Raw genomic sequence first — 17,730 nt, 5'->3', positions numbered from 1 at the left:
TCCGACCTCCTTATCTTTTATTTCTTTCCTCACTGTATTCATACCCGTTTTGAAGCAGTTTGTTCGGATCAAAGCGATAGATGACGAACCGCTCGTCATGATTTTTTTCATAGAGGTCTCGTAATCGAATCTCATCGACTTGCTCGAATACGGTATGGCGCTCCAAGTACTCCCGGTATTCATCGGTCGGGTAATACAAGATGAGATCAACCGAACGCGGGGAACGTTCGACCGAACTTAAAATGTGATCGATCACTTTCATGAAAATTTGTGAAGAGAATGGATTGAAGAAATAAAACTTATTCGTCTCATCCGGAATGGCATACTGCTCGGCATACGTCTGTTCAAATCGCAAACTTCCGGAACGCCGCTTCCGTCGACTTTGGTAGTTCGCCATATTCCGGAGTGCGTCCTCGTAAAATTGTCCGTTCATCTCGATTCCGATGACGGAACAATCGAATCGGTCGTGTAAGTAAAAGTTCAAACGCCCTTTCCCACACCCGAAATCAATGACCGTGTCCTGTTTTTGAAACAAATACGTTTCGCATAATTCGTCTAGTGCCGTATAAGGCGTTGGTTCATATCGATTGTAGTGACTAAACACACCATAAAGATGTTGCATCTCAATGGTCTCGATTCGTAATCGTTGATCGTATTCCTGTTCATTCATTGTCGTTTGTTCCTTCTTTCCGGCATTCTTGCCTTCATCGTACTATACTGAAGAAGTACGTTACTCGTTTTTTGAAAGGGGATTTTATGATGATCGTCGTTACGAACCGGATTAAAGTCAAAAAAGGGATGGCTGCAGCTCTCGCTCCTCGTTTTACGCGTCCAAGTGGACTTGATACGATGGACGGATTCATCCGCGTCGAGGTCTTATTGACGCAAAACATCGAAGAACATGATGAAATGAACGTCAACATGTATTGGGAAGACATGAAGAGTTTTCAAGCATGGCGGGAGAGTGACGATTTCAAAGCGTCACATAGTCGACCTGCGAGTAGTGAGGCAGGAGAATCGCCAATGCTCGGCAGCGAGATTCTGACATATGAAGTCGCTTCGGTCAAAGAACGCGCATGATGTACGAAAAGGACTCGTATCGAGTCCTTTTTTATATACCTATACACAAATAGTGAAAGGGTCGAATTGTCACAAATGGTATTATTTGTTATCATAATGCCATTACAGAGAGAGAGGGTCCTTCATGAATTCATTAACTATATTTGAACAAGCCATTCGTAGCTTACCTGACGATCGTACGTTACGACGTGATGAATTATGGACGGACGATTTTTTATTGCAACAGGAGAACGAGCTGACCGTCTATTACTCTCCGATTGGCGAATACGTCAATACTGAAGCAAAAGTCGTCATTATCGGGATCACACCAGGTTTTGAACAGATGCGAATCGCTTTCGAAGAAGCGACAGATGCCCTTCACCATGGTGTTTCATTAGAAGAGACGGCACGCCTCGTCAAATATACAGCAAGCTTTGCTGGAACGATGCGACGTAACCTCGTCCAGATGCTTGATACACTCGAACTTCCAGCATTGCTCGGAATCGAGACGACGGCTAGCTTATTTCATCAACATCAGAAATTATTGCATCCAACGTCACTGTTAAAGCAACCCGTCTTTTATCGCGAAAAGAATTACTCGGGTCATCAACCGAAGATCAATCGTAGCCCTTTATTAAGGCACTACGCGGAAGAACACTTCGTCGCTGAGATCAATCAGTTACAAAAACCAGCGTTATTAATTCCACTCGGTCGGGTCGTCGAGACGCAAGTCCGTGGATTGATTCATGATGGACGAATCGAACAGCATCAGCTTCTTTCCGGATTCCCCCACCCATCTGGCGCGAACGGTCATCGAAAAAAACAATTCGAGGAAAACCAAGCCTATTTGATGAAACAGCTCATTCAACATTTTGCTGAATAAACAACTTTATCTTAAATTATCAGAATATATGGTTGAATCGCTTCTGAAATACATGATAAAGTGTCCATAAGAACAGAATATGACTATTCTATCGATGAGGTAGAGGCGCGATTTCAATCAGTACTTGGTCCGAGGATGACAACGAAGACGACTACAGGAAAGGTGACATCGCCGAAATGACAGTATGTGTCGAGCATATCGTCGTTGGTCGATTCGGGAAACACCCGATCGATTGCCATACATAACAATTGTATGGAGCGCTCCAATTCGGCTAAGAAAGACGCATCCAGCGAGGGTGTCGGCTTTGTTGCCGGTGCCCTTGCTTTTTTTGTGCCGCGGGGTCTCATCTTTAAGCCATTTATTAAAGAGGAGGATATTTTTCATGGTCAACTATTCAGATTCCATCATTGCCCTTGTACCTGCTTTACTAGCTATCTTATTAGCCATCTTTACCCGAAAGGTCGTTCTTTCGTTAGGTGTCGGTATTCTCGTCGGTGCCCTGTTACTTCACCGTTTTAACCCGATCGATACGGTAACCTATCTCGGCAAGAACATCTTCAGCCTCTTTTGGGCAGACGGTGCCTTGAACGAGTGGAACGTCTTATTGCTTGTCTTCTTGTTATTGCTCGGCGTCCTTTCCACGCTCATTCAGACATCAGGTGGCGCTCGTGCCTTCGGTGAATGGGCTTCTACTCACGTCAAGACAGCGCGTGGTGCACGCTTAGTTGCCTTCGGACTCGGTATCTTGATTTTCATCGATGATTACTTCAACAGTCTCGCTGTCGGCAACGTCAGTCGTCCGTTAACGGATCGCCGTGGTGTCTCACGTGCAAAGCTTGCCTATTTGATTGACTCAACAGCTGCGCCTGTTTGTGTCATCAGTCCGCTTTCGAGTTGGGGCGCATTCATCATCTCCATCATCGCCGGTATCTTAACGACGCACTCGATTACGGATTACTCAGCGTTTAGTGCTTTCATGATGATCGTTCCAATGAACTTCTATGCGATTTTCGCGTTACTTTTAACACTTTACATCGCTTATTCTGGCGTCTCTGTCGGACCGATGAAACAGCATGAACGCCGTGCCGCGAATGGTGAACTTTTTGATGCGTCAAAAGGAACACCGATGGGGATGGCAAAAGAGGTCAACGAACATACGAACGGAAAAGTCCGGGATCTCGTCGTTCCGATCGTCGTTCTTGTCATTGCTACAATCAGTGCGTTACTCGGGACAGGTGCTCAGGCACTTGCAGCCGACAATCGCCCGTTTACTTTAATTGGAGCATTTGAGGCAACAGACGTCACACGTTCACTCGTCGCAGGTGTCGTCATCAGTTTAATCGTCGCTTTCCTGATGCTGATCGGACGAAAAATTCCGGGCCGCGATTACCGTGCAAGCATCGTTGCTGGTATGCGTTCGATGTGGCCAGCAGTCGTGATTCTGTTATTCGCTTGGACGATCATTGCTGTCATCGGTGATATGAAAACCGGTGATTATCTCGCGAGCTTCGTTAGCAACTCGATTTCTGCGTCGTACTTGCCGTTCTTGTTATTCTTGATTGCCGGCTTGATGGCATTCTCGACAGGAACAAGTTGGGGTACATTCGGGATCATGTTGCCAATCGGTGCGGATCTCGTCATGGCTGTCGATGCCTCACTCTTGTTACCGACACTTGCTGCTGTTCTTGCTGGATCTGTCTTCGGTGACCATTGTTCACCGATTTCCGATACGACAATCTTAAGTTCGACAGGGGCTGGATCCCATCATATCGATCACGTTACGACACAGTTACCGTATGCGCTAGTCGGTGCCGTCACTGCGGCAGTCGGTTATTTAGTCATCGGTTTCACGGAGTCTTCGGTATTCGGTTTCATCGGAGCTCTTGTCACATTCGTACTCTTCGTCGTCGTCTTGAACGTTCTCTCGAAAAAAGGCGAAACCGCTTCGGATTTACAAACGGATTGATGAAACACTTTATGAAAAAGGCATTGGATGCGCGCATCCAATGCCTTTTTCATATCTATTCGTTTCACACCATCAATAAACACACATCATTCGCGAACGCTACCGGATCCTCAAGTGGAAGCCCTTCGACAAGTAATGCTTGTTGATACATCAGTTTGGTATAGCGCTCGAATTTTGAACGATCGTTTTGATACGCCGTTTCAAGAGACTCGAACACTGCGTGTGACGGATTCAATTCAAGAATCTTGACCGCTTCTATCCCTTCGTTATTCGGCATCGCCTTCAGGATTTTCTCCATCTCGATCGAGACGGCGCCGTCCGTCGCAAAACAGACGGGATGCGATTTGAGACGCGTTGAGGCTTTGACTTCCTTGACTTGTCCACTTAGGACTTCCTGCATAGCTTGGAACATCTCTGCTTGTGCGTCCGTCGTCTCCGCTTCTGCTGCTTCAATCCCTAAATCGCTGCTTGTGACCGACTTGAACGTCTTCTCGTTATACGTCACGAGCATCTGAATCGCGAACTCATCGATCTCTTCCGTGAAGTACAAGATATCATACCCTTTATCACGAACGAGCTCGGATTGTGGTAATTTATCCAGACGATTCGTACTCTCACCAGCAGCGTAATAGATATGTGCCTGATCTTCCGGCATCGCTGCGACGTATTCTGCGAGTGTGATCAACTTCTTCTCCTTGGCTGAGTAGAAGAGGACGAGGTCCTGCACCTGTTCTTTATGCATGCCGTAATCATTATACATACCGAACTTCAGCTGACGTCCGAACGCTTGATAGAACGTTTCGTACTTCGTACGATCCTCGCGCAGAAGTGCTTCAAGTTGTGTCTTGATCTTACTTTGGATGTTTTTCGCGATCAATTTCAATTGACGATCGTGCTGCAGTAACTCACGCGAGATGTTGAGCGATAAGTCTTCCGAGTCGACCATCCCTTTGACGAAACTGAAGTGATCCGGCAACAAGTCGCTGCATTTTTCCATGATCAAGACACCGTTGGCATAGAGTTCAAGACCCTTTTCAAATTCCTTCGAATAATAATCGTACGGCGCTTGCTCCGGAATGAATAAGATCGATTGATAACGAACAGCGCCGTCGACACTGATATGAATGTGTTTCGCCGGTGTGTCGAAACCATACCGCTTCTCTTGGTAGAAGTTCGTATAGTCTTCGTCTGTCAGTTCCCGTTTGTTCTTCCGCCAGATCGGCACCATGCTGTTGATCGTCTTGACGACTTCGACCTCTTCCGTCTCGTCACTGCCTTCGATCGGCTGACGTTCGAGTTCCTTCATCTCGATCGGATAACGGATGAAATCCGAGTATTTTTTGATGATGCTACGTAGACGATATGTCTCGAGGTATTCGTCATACGATTCTTCTTCATCGTTCGCCTTGATGTGGAGTGTAATCTCCGTTCCGACGGTTTCCTTGTCGACTTCCTCGATCGTATAACCTTCGACACCACGCGATTCCCATTTATAAGCGACTGCACTGCCGAACGGTTTCGTAACGACGGTGACGACGTCTGCGACCATGAATGCAGAATAGAATCCGACACCGAATTGTCCGATGATATCATGACCATCTTGTGCTTCATTCTCTGCCTTGAAGGCAAGCGATCCACTCTTCGCGATCGTACCGAGATTCTCTTCTAGCTCGTCTTTCGTCATTCCGATTCCCGTATCACGAATGATCAGTTGACGTGCTTCTTTATTTGGTTCGATCGTAATTTTGTAGTGTTCCTTCTCGAACGAAATCGTCTCGTCCGTCAATGCTTTATAGTACATCTTATCCATGGCGTCACTTGCATTCGAGACCAATTCGCGCAGGAAAATCTCCTTATGCGTATAGATGGAATGAATCATCATCTCCAGCAATCGTTTTGATTCCGCCTTAAATTGTTTCGTTTCCATGCTCATTCTGCCTCCCCTTTTTTAGCACTCATTCATATAGAGTGCTAATTCATCTCCTATTATTAGGGAGTTCGAAATATCTGTCAATCTCCTTTTTCACTGTGTGTCGTGACTTTTTCAAGGACAATCATTCCAATTTGACGTAAGTGTTCTGCTGACCCGTAGGTGCCATGGCTAACGCCGTTTTCATCCTTTCGATTACCGAGACCGATGAACTGCTCACTCGGTTTGAAGTGGAGTCCGACGACGGGTACCTGAAATCGTGACGAGAAGCCAACTTGAAAAATCGCGTCTGGATAATCCGTTGGTCGATAGGTTGTCCAATCGATATCTGGTTCGAGCTTCGCAAATCGTTCCGTGTGTTCCTTACCGAGCAGGATGATTCCTTTTATCGAAAACAGTTCAAGCAGGCGTAACAAAAATGTCTGACCGAACGGACTATCTTCCAACACGCTGCGTTCTTTGATCGCTCCCATGTAATGGTGTGTCGGAAACGGGAAAAAATCCAAATGAATGACTGGATCAAACGTCTTTTCGTAAAACGACGCACCGAGTCCGTTCAAGAATCCTTCGAGCTTCCCCCCACCTGGTCGACCGAACCAGGTCCGGTACACATTTGGTTGTTTGAAGTAACGATTGAAGCGTCGGATCGAATCCGTCAGCGTTTTCTCCTGCAGATAATCCTCCCATGCCATCGACTTCGGACGTATGAAAAGCGGACCATGCTCGTCAAATCGTAATGTACCTGTTCGGTCTAAAAACTGCGATCGAGATGGGTTCGTCGCGATCGTCACCCAACTGCTACGTGTCGCATCACCAAACCAGAGGACCGGTGTCGTTTGGTCGATCAATTCCCTTGCGAATGCACTCTTCTCGAGTGTTATTTGGTACTGGACGGCTTCGTGTAATAATTTTTTGGCAAGTTGCCATTGATTGGATGTCAGCGTTCTCATCTCCCTCTATACAGCGATTGTGCTGTTGTAGATGTACCCCCTATCCTCTATTACTAGACGCATCGATGGGTTTAATCTCCATTTCTCCGGGAATGTTTCATAAGGTGAACGATACGACTTAGGAGGGATTTAACAATGGGTAGACTCGATCAAAAAGTAGCTGTCATTACCGGCTCGGCAACAGGGATTGGACAAGCGACTGCACTTGTCTTCGCAGAACAGGGAGCAACGGTCGTCTGTGCCGATGTCTCACTTGAAAAAGCACAACAAACAGTAGAACAGATTACACAACAAGGTGGGAAAGCAGAAGCCGTCCATGTCGATGTCTCAGACGTCGAGAGTGTCGAGCAACTTGCGAAGCACGTCAAAGAGACATACGGTACGATCGATGTCCTCTTCAACAATGCCGGAATCGATGAACAAGGCGGGAAAGTCCACGAGTATCCAATCGATCTCTTCGACCGGATCATCGCGGTCGACTTGCGCGGTACATTCCTCGTCAGTAAATTCTTGATTCCACTCATGCTTGATAACGGTGGTTCAATCATCAATACGTCATCGATGTCTGGTCGCGCAGCTGACTTGAACCGGTCCGGTTATAACGCAGCAAAAGGCGGGATCGCGAACTTCACGCGCGCGATGGCAATCGATTACGCGCGTCACGGCATTCGTGTCAACTCATTATCACCAGGAACGATCGAAACACCACTCATCGATACACTTGTCGGTGAAAAAGAAAAAGAGCAAGGCAAACAGTTCCGCGATGCGAACGCTTGGATCACACCACTCGGACGACTCGGTAAACCACGCGAGATGGCAACGGTCGCCCTCTTCCTTGCTTCTGACGACAGCTCATATGTTACAGGTGAGGATATCACAGCAGACGGTGGCATCATGGCTTATACATGGCCGGGAGAGATGTTAATCGATTCGAAGTGGAAAGACGAAGCAGAAAAAAGTGAATGAGCAAGGTACGGTGTAACCCTCTGGTTGCACCGTTTTCTTTTATCTCAAGACGTTCAGCTCCGTAAATTATTTTCCGAATTCGTTTACCTCCCTGAAGTATTTTTATCAGGGTACAGGATAGGTAAGGGGGGAAATACTTATGCAAACAGCAATTACTTACTTACAACGATGTCTTCAAATTCCAAGCGTTAATCCGACGGACGGAGAGGAAGCCGTCGCACGTTATGTGTACGATGTACTGATTGATCATCACATCTCGACAGAATGGATCGAAGTCTCACCGAAACGGATTTGTCTCGTCGCGACCGTTCCTGCGAGTGAAGAGGTTTCACGCCCTTCCGTACTCGGGCTATCTGGTCATCTCGATACGGTTCCTGTGCAAGGATACGGCTGGACGAAAGATCCATACGGTGGTGAAATCGAAGACGGACGCATTTATGGTCGTGGGGCTTCGGATATGAAGTCAGGTGTCATGGCGATGGTGCAAGCGCTCATTCAATACAAGGAACGTCAAAACCGTCCGAACACCGTCAAACTTCTGATTACATCCGATGAAGAAAATGGCATGACAGGAGCTCGGCATTTGACGGAACAAGGGCATGCGGATGATTTAGATGCTCTACTGATCACAGAACCGACGAGTGGGATGATCGGTTATGCACAAAAAGGGGTCGTTGGGATTGAAGTAACATGCCGTGGGAAAAGTGCACATAGCTCTGCCCCGCAACTTGGACGTAATGCGATTGATGACGTATATCGCGTCATCCAAGAAGTGAAGTCGGAGCGTTTTTCGATCACGACGAATCATCACTCGGCACTTGGTCCGGTCGTTGCATCGATCACCTCGATTTCAGGAGGCGAAGGACCAAACGTCGTTCCGAGTCAGGCTTCGTTTTATATGGACATCCGGACGATTCCGGGATTCGGTCGAGCGGACGTTCTTGCTGCCTTTACGGATATCGAGCGTCGACTTGTTGCAGAAGATCCTGACTTTGATATGAGCGTAACCGTCATCAAGGATATTCCTTCCTGTGAAACTGATGAACAAGCGCCTTTCTTGCAACAGGTCGCAGATACGATGGAGCAGGTCAGCGGCGTGACACCACGAAAAATCGCCATCCCAGGCGGAACAGATGGTGCAATGTTCAGCCAAGCAAAAAAAGCATTCCCGATCGCGATTGCTTCTTTCCATGATTTCCGTCTCGCGCATCAAGTCGATGAGTCGATTCCGTTATCCGAATATGAACAAACGATTGCGTTTTGCTTTAACTTGATCAACACACCATTACATCAATCACTTCCATCGCTTTAAATAAAAAAGGGACGACTTTTGGGTGCAATACCCAGAGTCGTCCCTTCTACTTTTACTGTGTTTAGTTTAGTACACACCAAGCTGTGCCAACGCCTCACTTAAATAACTTTGATCACTGCGAAACTGATGATTCGTTTGTCCGTCAGACCAACTGATGAAGACACGACCAAGCCGGTCATATCGTAAACAGAGACGAATCACGCCCTGCTCGAATACGACTTCACCGTGTAACGACTCATGGACGCGAGCAAAGTTACGGATGAACGCATCATATTGATTAAATGTAACTGAAAACTCGTGTTCACTATCTTCTCCCGTCATTTGAATCGTTAGTTCCTCTTGCTTTGGATATACGTGTAAGATGTCCCACGATACGCTGCTTTCTTCTCCTCGAAACACGATTCGATGCTTCATTCGATTTCCTCCTTTATGTACAAGGATTTTCGCTTTCTTTTCTCGAAAGTAACCGATATCTTCTTCATCTGAAAGGAGTCTGCTTATGTCTGATACGCCAAAGACAGGTCCTACTGAACAGTCCGTTGATGCCTTTCTGGCACAAGTCGAACCACCACTACGTCAAGCAGATGGTATCACGTTACGTCAGTTCTTCGAAGATGTCACGGGATACGAAGCCGTCATTTGGGGGTCTTCCTTGATTGGTTTTGGTGCCTATCATTATCGCTATGCCTCTGGTCACGAGGGCGACAGCTTTTATGTCGGCTTTTCTCCGCGCAAGACGAACCTCGTCCTTTACCTCGCCCTTGGTGAAGACGATGTATCGGAACGACTGCTTGCCACTCTCGGTACGTATCGACGCGGCAAGTCCTGCCTCTACGTAAAACGACTGACTGACATCGATTTAAACGTCCTTCGGGAAATGATTGAGCACTCGATTCGCACGTTAAGAGACATGTACCCGTCTTGATTTCAATCAAAAACAGCCGAAGCGGATTCGCTTCGGCTGTTTTTTGAAATTAATGTCCGCCTTCTGTCCGATCGATATGGCGAATGTGTTTGAGATTGACCCCGATGATGATGACGGATAAGAGGACAAAGCCACTTCCGACATAAAACGGTAAGTTTGCGTTGAAGATTTCAGCCAATTTACCGGCCATGAATGGCGCAATGGCTGCCCCGAGAAAACGTAGGAAACTGTATGCCGCAGATGCTGTCGAACGTTCAACAGGTGCTGCGTCCATGACAGCTGTCGTGATGAGCGTGTTGTTATTCCCAAGCACGGCTCCCGCCAAAATGACACAGACGATGACGACGGCTGGTGTTTCCGTAAAGATCCCCATTAACAGAAGCAAGATCGCGAATGTTATCAACATCATGACCATCGCTTTGATCGTTCCGAACCATTGTTTCAGTTTCGGAGCTGTTAGAACCGATGTGATGGCAAGCAACATCCCCCAGCCGAGGAAGACGAATCCGAGTCCTTGAGCTGGTAATTTCATGACGAATGGTGCATAGGCCATGATCGTAAAGAACCCAACGTTATAAAGTGCTGCAACGATCCCGAGCGTCAAGAGCGAACGATGCTTCATCGCTTGGAACGGTGCTTTTAACGACAACTTCTGTTTCGGTGCAGCAGATGCTGCTGGTTTTGGCATTAAGAAGAGCAAGACAAGGAACGCGATGACCATGATCGTCGCAACACCCATGAATGGGGCGCGCCATGTGATTGAACCGAGCGTTCCGCCTAATAGTGGTCCAATCGAAATCCCAAGACCAACGGCTGCTTCATATAAAATGATCGCTTTTGCTGTTCCGCCTGACGACAGAGAAACGATCGCAGCGAGTGCTGTTGCGACGAATAAGGCGTTCCCTAGTCCCCAACCACCGCGTAACGCGACGAGCGTCCAAATGCTGTCTGCTTGTGAAGCAAAACCAGCAACGATTGCGATGACGGCGATCCCGAGCATCAATGTTCCTTTTTGACCAATCCGTGATGAGATCGCGCCTGTAATTAACATCGCGAATGCCATGACGGCGTTATAACTTGTAAATAAGAGCGTTACTTCACTTTTTGACGCTTCTAAATTCTCGGCAATCGTCGGTAAGACGGGATTGACGAGACCCATTCCCATGAATGCTGTAATACTGGCGAAAAAAACTGCCCAGACAGCAACCGGTTGATGGAATAATCCATGTTTGCTTTCTGCTAATACCGTTTCCGGCTCAAGCGTCGTTGTTTTTTCAGCAAGTGCCATAGTGTCCCTTCTTTCTATTGAGTGTGTTACATGAACTGTTTAAACGAATGACGGATGACGTCGCCTCGACTAATGATCCCAACAAGTCGTCCTGCTTTCAGGATTGGAAGCTTTTTGATTCGTTTTGCGCCGAGCGTTGCTGCAATCTCTTCCATTTCTGTGTCAGCGTCCGCAGTTACGACTTTCCGGCGTGCCAGTTCCATAACAGGTCGATTCAAGATATGACGAATCCGATCTTCATAATCTTCTTCGTCTCCTTTGATGACATCTACATATAAGAATGTATCGACGATGATGTCCTTGTGTTTTCCGATCGCGCGCATGATATCTCCATCACTGATATACCCGACGACCTCCTGCTCAGCATTGATGACAGGAACGCCGCTAATACCAGATTGAATGAATCGTTCGATGACCGTCCGAATCAGATCTGTATCGTTTACCGTGATGACCTCTTGTTTCATCGACTCATAAGCTTTCATCTGAATTCTCCTTTGTCGTTCGTTTTTCATCTACGAAAGTTGTATGATACAATTAAAAGAACAAAAATGATTGTATAATACAACTACAACTCTGTCAAGCCTCCTGCTTTTCGCATTGACAGCTTATCCACATTGGGTAATCATGAGGGACAGAGAGACTTTTTTGAAAGGGGAGATACCCGATGTCTCAACAAGCACTCGAAACCATTGAATTGGAGTTAGCAATCCTGATCCGGCGCTTGACGACAGCGACGGCAGACAATCGTAATTTAGATCGTGCTTCCTACCTTTTACTGCGACAACTAGCAGATTCCGGCAACGTCGGTGTCAAAACACTTGCCCGTGAACTTCAGCTTGATGTCTCGACCGTCAGCCGCCAAGCTGCAGCGCTCGATCAGAAGCAACTTGTGGAAAAAGTAAAAGATCCGACAGATGGTCGTGCCTTCTTCTATCATATTACGGATAAAGGACAAGAAGAGCTCACGATTTACCGGACAGCGCGCCTCGCGAGCATCGAACGTCTCCTGACGGATTGGCCATCGGACGATGCCGAAGATTTTGGACGTCTATTGCAACAATTCAACCGTGCCTTGCGCGAGCGGTAACGAAATCACACCATTTAAAGGAACGGACGCGAAATCAATCGATTTCGCGTCCGTTTTTTCGTCATTCTTCATGATGTATGAGAAACCTGACAAACCGAACGAATTTGTGCGATGTGTTCGGGTGACGTTCGGCAACAACCGCCGATCAATCGTGCCCCTGCCTCATACCATGTCTTCGCGACGGTTTGGAACGACGTACACTGATTCGTACCTGACCACGTTTTTGCGACCGGATCATAGACCTCACCAGAGTTTGGATAGACGATGATTGGCACATCCGTCAACGCCTTGACGTGACGGATAAAGTCGGTCGCGTAAGATGCCGGAAAACAATTTGCACCGATTGCTGCGAGCTGTGGATGTTGTCCGACCGTTTCAATACACGTCGCAAGTGCCGTTCCTTCACTAATGTGCGTCGCATCTTGAAGCGAGAACGTCAGCCAAGCGGACACTTCCGGATACGCTTCGAGAATCCTGAACAATACGACAGCTTCCTCGAGCGACGGAATCGTCTCGAATGCCAGCAGATCAGCCCCCGCTTCAATCAACGCTTCGATTCGTGGTCTATGAAAGGCTTCTAGCACATCTGCTGACACCCCATAATGACCGCGATATTCAGAACCATCTGCTAAGTAGGCACCATAAGGACCCACTGATCCCGCGATCAATACGTCACTCTTTCCGCTACGCGTGCGTGCGTTTTGCGCCAAGGTGACCGTTTGTCGAATCAGCGCCTTTGCTTCCTCTGTCGTGATATGACGTTGCTTGAATCCTTCGATACTTGCTTGATAGCTTGAAGTGATCGCGACATCGGCACCTACTTCAAAGTAGTCACGATGGACGTGTTCGATCTGTTCTGGTGCTTCGATTAAGAGACGTGCTGACCAAAGCGGATCGTTCAGGTCGAATCCCTTCTGTTCAAGTTCGGTTGCAAGGGCACCATCTAAAATAAGAAAGGGAACTTCCTGTAATCGTTGATCAACTGGATTTTTGATTCGGGACATCTTCAACACTCCGTTTCTGAGAAGAATTCGTGAACGCATGAACGATATAACAGATCACGATGAATGGAATACCACAATACAAGGCAATTCGTTGTGTCGGATCAAATCCGATACCAATCAGAGAAATCAAACAAACGACGAAAGCGGCGATCGGTACAAATGGAAAGAGTGGTGTGCGATAGACCAATTCGTCGACCGTATGCCCTTCACGGAGGAATTGTTTCCGGAAACGATACTGGGCAACGCTGATACTCATCCAAACGACGACGACAGCGAGACCGGAAATCGAGACGAGCGCGATATAGACACTTCCTGCTGCATAGATGCTAGACAGCAAGGCAAGTCCTCCGCCAAGCATGCTGAACAATACGGCTCGAAGTGGAACCCCACTTGGCGTCACCTGGGCGAAGAAGCGTGGAATCATGCGTTCGTTCGCAAGCGACCAGAGCATCCGAGAGGCGGCGTAAAGTCCAGAATTCGCTGCCGACAAGATCGCTGTCAAAATGACGAAGTTCATCACGTCTGCCGCATACGGAATTCCGATCCGTTCAAACACGGCGACGAACGGACTTTCGAGTACACCTTTCCCATCCGTTGGTAATAAGACGGCTAACACGATGATCGTACCGACGAAAAAGAGGACGAGTCGCAAAATTGTCGTCCGGATCGCAAGCGGAATCGTCCGTTTCGGATCGACTGCTTCACCCGCTGCGACACCGATTAGTTCCGTTCCCGAGTAAGCAAAGTTCACGGCAAGCATCGTCATGAAGATGACGAAAGCGCCATTTGGGAACAACCCGCCTTCGGTTAACGAAGAAAAGAATGGAGCCGGGCTACCATCTTGCAGTGGAATGAAGCCGACGATTGCTCCCGCACCGAGTAAAATGAAAGCAATGATCGTCACGACCTTAATGGCGGAAAACCAAAACTCGACTTCAGCAAACACACGAACCTTCAAGACGTTGATACCAAGGATCATCGCAGCGAACAATGCGCTGAACACCCATACAGGAATCGACGGGAACCAACGTTGCATTAAAATGCCTGCTGCCGTGAATTCTGAACCAAGGGCGACCGTCCACGTCAGCCAGTAGAGCCAGGCCACTGTATAACCGGTGCCGGGCCCGATGTACTTCGTTGCGTATTTATGGAATGATCCGGTTTCCGGCATGTGCACGGCGAGTTCACCGAGACTTAACATGACTAAGTAAACGACGACGGCCCCAATCAAATACGATAAAATCGTTCCGACACGTCCTGCTTGTTCCAACGTATAACCTGTACTTAAAAATAATCCGGTTCCAATGACACCACCTAACGACAGCATGATCAAATGACGTGATTCCATCTTGCGTCGAAATGCTCCGCTCGTTTTCATGAATCCATTTCCTCCTCATTCCACCTATTTCAAACAAAAAACGCATCCTCACGGATGCGTCGGTCGACAATTCGGAAATCTTATCGATCGGGTGCAGCACCCGCAGGAATTAGCACAGTATCTTTCGACCTGTTGCTGAGGTTTCATAGGGCCAGTCCCTCCACCTCTCTGGATAAGTATGTAATTGTTCATAACCCTATCAAGTCTTTTTCAAATTGTCAACACAATTCAGAATACTTCTATCAAAAAAACATTCCGCATCGTATCGATCCGGAATGTTTAAAGGGTTACTTTTTAGCGAATAAATCCGCTGTTTTCAAGGCTGCACGAACCGCTTTCCGGTTCAATGTTCCTTGCTGATGCTTCATTTTCTTCGTTTGGGCAGCCAGTTGCGCTTTGAGTGCCGCAATCTCTTGATCCTTTTGAGCCGTTCCTGTTTGTTTCTGCAATGCTTTGATTTTCTTATCTTTTTCAGCTAATTGTGCTTTTGTTTGTTTTTGCGCATCCGCAATCTTCTTCTCTTGTTCCGGGAAGAACCGTTCAAAACGAGCGACTGCTTCCTCAAGACTTACGCCAGAAATCGGCTGGACTGGTGGGAGCAACTCGGTTTGCGCCATTTGACGGTCAAACGGTACATTCTCAGGATAGTTCGTCTCTTGATAAATATGCTCAAGATTGTTCACGTTCAAGAAGTCAACGAAGTTGTCGAAGTTACGCGCTTGAACACGTGCCGGACTTTGGAAGTCAGCATTTGCTACGACGTCGGATAATTGTGTATCCGCTTTGATGTCGTTCGCCCAAATGTGCGTCAACTGATGGTAATCCGTCAATTCGCGCATCCGTGCATCTTTTGGAATGAGGATACTCGGCGTACCCGCAAGTGTCGCTGTGATGTTTCCGTGTAAACGAGCTCCAAAACTGAGGTCTGCTTGACCGATAAAATCAAACCATGTCTGTGCGTTCAAGAAGAAACGAACCCGATCGTTCATATAAGCAGGATCCGACATCTTCACCGGATAGTTCGTCACTGAAAGATCTGCGATCGGGTGCGTCCCTGTATACGTCAACTTCAGTTCCTTCATCCACTGTGGAATGAAGTAGTGATTCGGATACTCTTCCATCCCGCGCGTAATGAAATCAAGAACGTTTTGTGGTGCCAAACGTGACGAGTTGACCGTAATCATCGACTCAGGTGTGATGTTCGTTTCACGGATGTGCAAATCACGACCGAACGCGTACATCGAAGGACATCCGATAACGCGATGATCAATCCCTTCGCGGAAACCAAGACGTGTTAAGTATTTCGACGTGATCTCCCCGCGAAGACCTAGCATGCTCGAGCGCTCGAGAACGGCACTGACGAACGCTTTGACATCTTCATCGAATGGGAATCCACCATCTAAGTCTGGTTCAAACGGTGCACGTAACCCTACACCGATGACGACGACTGGAATTTTTAATTTTTTGATGAGACGTGTATATTTCCGTAACGTCGGTACGAATTCTTTTCGGAATGCATCCGCTAACGGAATGACATAAAGATCAAAGTTGGCATTGATTTCGTCTGCCCGTTCTTCGTCGTAATAGTAATAGTCAGGTGTAATCGTCGTACCTTCTGTCATCAACGTCCGAAAGATACTGTATTGATAGATAAGATTTCCAACGTTTCCTCCAATGGAATTATGTTTCATCAAATAAGGAGCATCGAACTGTTCGAATGGTGTCATACCTGCACGAATAATAATACGTTTCATAATGGATAAACTTCCCCTCTCGTCTGCTTCATTCGTCCTTGCAAGAAAAAATACGGAAAAATATATTATCAGTTTTTTTCAATCTCATTAAGAATAGATGAACTTTATTTCGGAAGTCAACGATTCCTAAGGGAAACAGGTCTTTCGTCATCAAAACGAAACATTAGGACTACTCCATCATTTTTCTAAAATAGAAAAAAGTGACTATTTAATCGTTTCGAGATACATGCGTAGATTTGCTTCGACTAATTTCAATGCATTCATCTGATTTGTCGTAGAAGGCTTCAATAATGCACTGAAAAAATGTTCCACTTCGACGGGCTGACCCTTTTCCATGTCACGTAACATCGACGATTTCATCGTGTCTTCCATTGCATGCATCTGTTTCAACAGCACCGCTTCTACATCGTCATTAAAGACTGCGCCTTGTTCTTCCATCGCTTGTTTCGCTTCCGCCATGACGTCTAGGATCATCTGACGCCCGACAGACTCTTGTCGAATCGGACCGATCGCTGAACGAAATAAAGTCGTCACACCCGCGAACGTTGAAATGAAGAGATACTTTTGCCACATGTCATCCATGATGTGCATCGAGTACTTCATTGGTGCTTTCGCTTTCGCAAAACGCGCTGCGATTTTCTCTAGACACGCTGTTGGTTTACCGGTTCGTGAACCAAACAACAGCCGGTGCGAAGGGCTTGTCTGTAAAATGCGCCCTTCTGCATCAAGCGTCGACTCAATGAAGCAGAGCCCTCCAAGCACCCGATCTTCTCCGAAGACTTCTGTTAACCGTCGTATGTGCTGCATGCCGTTCAACAAAGGAATGATGTACGTCTCGTTCGAAACGAATGGCGCAATGTCCTGTAAGACGTCATCTAAGTGATAGGCTTTCGTCGAAAGCAAGATGACATCAAATGCGTGATCCGGTCGCATGTCTCGTGTTATCAACTGAGGCGTGATCGTCATATCGCCATGAGGACTAGTAATGTGCAGTCCTGTTTTTTGTAGTTGTTCATATCGATTCGAACGGACGAGGAATGTCACCTGCTCCCCTTGCTCAGCAAGACGACCTCCGAAATAGCCTCCAACTGCCCCTGCACCTACAACTAACATGTTCATATGTACTATCTCCTCCTTACCCGTTCTGTGCGTTGCTTACTCCTTCACCCTAACATATTTGGAACCGATTTCCTGATTTCTGCGTGGATCGTTCCGTTTTAAGTTAAGC

General features: G+C 47.1%; 17 protein-coding genes and 2 riboswitches. Of the genes, 7 read left to right on the top strand and 10 right to left on the bottom strand.

What is annotated here, in order from left to right; all coding sequences use genetic code 11:
* Positions 1 to 10 precede the first annotated feature (10 nt).
* Positions 11 to 670 carry a class I SAM-dependent methyltransferase gene (locus KNQ18_RS13520; RefSeq protein WP_215085167.1) on the bottom strand — a complete coding sequence of 220 codons (660 nt, stop codon included), beginning with the start codon at positions 668 to 670 and terminating at the stop codon, positions 11 to 13.
* A gap of 89 nt (positions 671 to 759) precedes the next feature.
* Here KNQ18_RS13520 and KNQ18_RS13515 point away from each other — a divergent pair, with 89 nt between their 5' ends.
* From KNQ18_RS13515 to KNQ18_RS13505, 3 genes are all read left to right on the top strand, one after another.
* On the top strand, positions 760 to 1,080 hold the full coding sequence (locus KNQ18_RS13515; protein ID WP_023469797.1) for a heme oxygenase: 321 nt from the start codon (positions 760 to 762) through the stop codon (positions 1,078 to 1,080).
* 124 nt (positions 1,081 to 1,204) lie between these two features.
* Positions 1,205 to 1,942 carry a uracil-DNA glycosylase family protein gene (locus KNQ18_RS13510; protein WP_149428055.1) on the top strand — a complete coding sequence of 246 codons (738 nt, stop codon included), beginning with the start codon at positions 1,205 to 1,207 and terminating at the stop codon, positions 1,940 to 1,942.
* A 92-nt stretch (positions 1,943 to 2,034) separates the two neighbouring features.
* Positions 2,035 to 2,213: riboswitch (Lysine riboswitch) on the top strand.
* A gap of 111 nt (positions 2,214 to 2,324) precedes the next feature.
* Positions 2,325 to 3,908: a Na+/H+ antiporter NhaC family protein gene (locus tag KNQ18_RS13505; protein WP_214725178.1), complete on the top strand. Its 1,584-nt coding sequence runs from the start codon at positions 2,325 to 2,327 to the stop codon at positions 3,906 to 3,908.
* A 64-nt stretch (positions 3,909 to 3,972) separates the two neighbouring features.
* On the opposite strand, the gene htpG is transcribed toward KNQ18_RS13505, so the two are convergent.
* Positions 3,973 to 5,835: a molecular chaperone HtpG gene (gene htpG / locus KNQ18_RS13500; protein ID WP_215085165.1), complete on the bottom strand. Its 1,863-nt coding sequence runs from the start codon at positions 5,833 to 5,835 to the stop codon at positions 3,973 to 3,975.
* An 83-nt stretch (positions 5,836 to 5,918) separates the two neighbouring features.
* The gene (locus tag KNQ18_RS13495; protein ID WP_215085163.1) at positions 5,919 to 6,788 is read right to left on the bottom strand and encodes a PDZ domain-containing protein; all 870 of its coding nucleotides are present in this window, start codon (positions 6,786 to 6,788) and stop codon (positions 5,919 to 5,921) included.
* Between the two features lie 135 nt (positions 6,789 to 6,923).
* Here KNQ18_RS13495 and KNQ18_RS13490 point away from each other — a divergent pair, with 135 nt between their 5' ends.
* A complete protein-coding gene (locus tag KNQ18_RS13490) occupies positions 6,924 to 7,754 on the top strand; it encodes an SDR family oxidoreductase (RefSeq protein ID WP_023469801.1) in 831 nt (276 codons plus the stop codon).
* Between the two features lie 139 nt (positions 7,755 to 7,893).
* A complete protein-coding gene (locus KNQ18_RS13485; protein WP_215085161.1) occupies positions 7,894 to 9,066 on the top strand; it encodes a M20 family metallopeptidase in 1,173 nt (390 codons plus the stop codon).
* 66 nt (positions 9,067 to 9,132) lie between these two features.
* On the opposite strand, the gene KNQ18_RS13480 is transcribed toward KNQ18_RS13485, so the two are convergent.
* Positions 9,133 to 9,480: a hypothetical protein gene (locus KNQ18_RS13480; protein WP_215085159.1), complete on the bottom strand. Its 348-nt coding sequence runs from the start codon at positions 9,478 to 9,480 to the stop codon at positions 9,133 to 9,135.
* 85 nt (positions 9,481 to 9,565) lie between these two features.
* On the opposite strand from KNQ18_RS13480, the gene KNQ18_RS13475 reads away from it, so the two are divergent.
* Entirely contained in the window at positions 9,566 to 9,991 is a 426-nt protein-coding gene (locus KNQ18_RS13475) for a DUF1801 domain-containing protein (RefSeq protein ID WP_149428061.1), read from the top strand.
* A 49-nt stretch (positions 9,992 to 10,040) separates the two neighbouring features.
* On the opposite strand, the gene KNQ18_RS13470 is transcribed toward KNQ18_RS13475, so the two are convergent.
* Together KNQ18_RS13470 and KNQ18_RS13465 are read right to left on the bottom strand one after the other, a co-directional pair.
* Entirely contained in the window at positions 10,041 to 11,279 is a 1,239-nt protein-coding gene (locus tag KNQ18_RS13470) for an MFS transporter (RefSeq protein WP_050678549.1), read from the bottom strand.
* A 26-nt stretch (positions 11,280 to 11,305) separates the two neighbouring features.
* Complete coding sequence (locus KNQ18_RS13465) at positions 11,306 to 11,761, bottom strand: CBS domain-containing protein (RefSeq protein ID WP_035395501.1); 456 nt, start codon at positions 11,759 to 11,761, stop codon at positions 11,306 to 11,308.
* 182 nt (positions 11,762 to 11,943) lie between these two features.
* Here KNQ18_RS13465 and KNQ18_RS13460 point away from each other — a divergent pair, with 182 nt between their 5' ends.
* Entirely contained in the window at positions 11,944 to 12,366 is a 423-nt protein-coding gene (locus tag KNQ18_RS13460) for a MarR family winged helix-turn-helix transcriptional regulator (protein ID WP_035395500.1), read from the top strand.
* Positions 12,367 to 12,434: 68 nt separating this feature from the next.
* Here the strand turns inward: KNQ18_RS13460 and mmuM are convergent, their stop codons facing one another.
* The 4 genes from mmuM to KNQ18_RS13440 all read right to left on the bottom strand — a co-directional run bounded on the left by mmuM (position 12,435) and on the right by KNQ18_RS13440 (position 17,621).
* The gene (mmuM, locus tag KNQ18_RS13455) at positions 12,435 to 13,370 is read right to left on the bottom strand and encodes a homocysteine S-methyltransferase (RefSeq protein WP_215085157.1); all 936 of its coding nucleotides are present in this window, start codon (positions 13,368 to 13,370) and stop codon (positions 12,435 to 12,437) included.
* On the bottom strand, positions 13,345 to 14,748 hold the full coding sequence (locus KNQ18_RS13450) for an amino acid permease (protein WP_058265628.1): 1,404 nt from the start codon (positions 14,746 to 14,748) through the stop codon (positions 13,345 to 13,347). Before KNQ18_RS13450 ends, mmuM begins: the two co-directional genes overlap by 26 nt.
* Before the next feature lie 77 nt (positions 14,749 to 14,825).
* Positions 14,826 to 14,927, bottom strand: a riboswitch (SAM riboswitch).
* Between the two features lie 108 nt (positions 14,928 to 15,035).
* On the bottom strand, positions 15,036 to 16,502 hold the full coding sequence (locus KNQ18_RS13445) for a polysaccharide pyruvyl transferase family protein (RefSeq protein WP_214806131.1): 1,467 nt from the start codon (positions 16,500 to 16,502) through the stop codon (positions 15,036 to 15,038).
* 204 nt (positions 16,503 to 16,706) lie between these two features.
* Positions 16,707 to 17,621, bottom strand: a complete 915-nt coding sequence (locus KNQ18_RS13440) for a ketopantoate reductase family protein (RefSeq protein ID WP_214725196.1) — start codon at positions 17,619 to 17,621, stop codon at positions 16,707 to 16,709.
* Positions 17,622 to 17,730 lie beyond the last annotated feature (109 nt).

The sequence above is a fragment of the Exiguobacterium sp. s78 genome (assembly GCF_018618985.1).
GTDB classification, from domain to species: Bacteria; Bacillota; Bacilli; order Exiguobacteriales; family Exiguobacteriaceae; genus Exiguobacterium_A; species Exiguobacterium_A abrahamii.
The sequence above is the reverse complement of the archived record's forward strand: the minus strand, read 5'-3'. Positions and strand labels throughout refer to the sequence as shown.